At 64.4% G+C, this 2,326-nt stretch carries 2 protein-coding genes; both read left to right on the forward strand.

The window, feature by feature from the left end; all coding sequences use genetic code 11:
- The coding region (gene sdhA, locus AC1DSN_RS21500) for a succinate dehydrogenase flavoprotein subunit (RefSeq protein ID WP_477332775.1) at positions 1 to 1,516 on the forward strand (1,516 nt) is incomplete at its 5' end.
- A gap of 21 nt (positions 1,517 to 1,537) precedes the next feature.
- Entirely contained in the window at positions 1,538 to 2,323 is a 786-nt protein-coding gene (locus tag AC1DSN_RS21505) for a succinate dehydrogenase iron-sulfur subunit (RefSeq protein WP_063572472.1), read from the forward strand.
- Positions 2,324 to 2,326 lie beyond the last annotated feature (3 nt).

Genomic DNA, 2,326 nt, shown 5'->3' on the forward strand with positions numbered 1-2,326 from the left:
CATGTGCCGTGAGGCCATTCCGGCCATCATCGAGCTGGAACACTACGGCGTGCCGTTCTCGCGTACCGAGGAAGGCAAGATCTACCAGCGCCCGTTCGGCGGCATGACCACGCACTACGGCCAGGGCACCGCGCAGCGCACCTGCGCCGCGGCCGACCGTACCGGCCACGCCATCCTGCATACGCTTTACCAGCAGGCCCTCGCGCACGACGCCACGTTCTTCATCGAGTACTTCGCCATCGACCTCGTGTTCGAGGACGGCAAGTGCGTGGGCGTGCTCGCCCTCGACATGAACGAAGGCACCCTGCATCTGTTCCGCGGCCACGCCGTGGTCATGGCAACGGGTGGCTACGGCCGTGCCTACTTCAGCGCCACCTCGGCGCATACCTGCACGGGCGACGGCGGCGGCATGGTGCTGCGCGCCGGCCTGCCGCTGCAGGACATGGAGTTCGTGCAGTTCCATCCGACCGGTATCTACGGCGCGGGCTGCCTGATCACCGAGGGCGTGCGCGGCGAAGGCGGTTACCTGACCAACTCCGAGGGTGAGCGCTTCATGGAGCGCTACGCGCCGAACGCGAAGGACCTCGCCTCGCGCGACGTCGTGAGCCGCGCGATGACCATCGAGATCCGCGAAGGTCGCGGTGTGGGCCCGAAGAAGGACCACATCCACCTCAACCTGATGCACCTCGGTCCCGAGGTCATCAACGAGCGTCTCCCGGGTATCGCCGAGTCGGCACGCATCTTCGCCGGCGTGGACGTGACCAAGGAGCCGATCCCGGTCCTGCCGACCGTCCACTACAACATGGGCGGCATCCCGACCAACTACCACGGCGAAGTCGTGACCAAGCGTGACGACGATCCGGATTCGATCGTGCCGGGCCTGTTCGCCATCGGCGAAGCCGCTTGCGTGTCGGTCCACGGCGCGAACCGCCTTGGCTCGAACTCGCTGCTCGATCTGGTCGTGTTCGGCCGCGCCGTGTCGCATCGTTGCGCCGAGCTGATCAAGACCGGCACACCGCACAAGGATCTCCCGGCCAACGCGCTGGACAAGATCCTCGCGCGCTTCGACAACCTGCGTCATGCCGACGGCGCCAAGCCGACTGCCGACATCCGCGCTGAAATGCAGATGACCATGCAGTCCGACGCCGCCGTGTTCCGCACCGGCGAAACGCTGAAGGAAGGCAAGGCCAAGATCTCCGAGGTGTACTCCTCGTTCGGCCAGGTCAAGGTCAGCGATCGTTCGATGGTCTGGAACTCCGACCTCATCGAAACACTGGAGCTGTCGAACCTGCTCGCGCAGGCCGTGGCCACGATGCATTCGGCGGAACAGCGCCCGGAGAGCCGCGGTGCGCATGCACGCGAGGATTTCCCGGACCGCGACGACCACGACTGGCAGAAGCACACGCTGGTGTGGATCGACGAGGCCGGTAACTCCAGCTTCGACTTCCGCCCGGTGCATATGTACACCCTGACGGACGACGTTGAAGTCGTACCGCCGAAAAAGCGCGTTTACTGATACCGGACCGGAGAGGCAATCGTGGCAGAGTTCACGCTACCCAAGAATTCCAAGATCCAGGCCGGCAAGCATTTCCCGGCGAAGGGCGCGAAGAACGTGCGCACCTTCAAGGTCTATCGCTGGACGCCGGACGACGGCCAGAACCCGCGCACCGACACGTACGAGGTGGATCTCGATACGTGCGGTCCGATGGTTCTCGACGCCCTGCTGAAGATCAAGAACGAGATCGACTCGACGCTCTCGCTGCGCCGCTCGTGCCGTGAAGGCATTTGCGGTTCGTGCGCGATGAACATCGACGGCACCAATACGCTGGCCTGCACCCGGGCCATCGACGAGTGCAGTGGCGGTACGGTCAACATCTATCCGCTGCCGCACATGCCGGTGGTGAAGGATCTGGTGCCCGATCTCACGCACTTCTACGCCCAGTTCGCGTCCATCAAGCCGTGGATTCGCACGCAGAGCCCGGCTCCTGCGGATAAGGAGCGCCTGCAGTCGCCGGAAGACCGCAAGAAGCTCGACGGTCTCTACGAGTGCATCCTCTGCGCCTGCTGCTCCACGTCGTGCCCGAGCTACTGGTGGAACGGCGACCGTTACCTCGGTCCGGCGATCCTCCTGCAGGCTTACCGTTGGATCGTCGACAGCCGTGACGAAGACACCGGTGCGCGCCTGGACGATCTCGAAGATCCGTTCAAGCTCTACCGTTGCCACACGATCATGAACTGCGCGCGCACCTGCCCGAAGGGTCTCAATCCTGCCAAGGCCATCGCGGAGATCAAGAAGCTGATCGTGCAGCGCCGCTCGGCCTGAATG

The organism is Luteibacter sp. P4_D7_3, assembly GCF_056401735.1.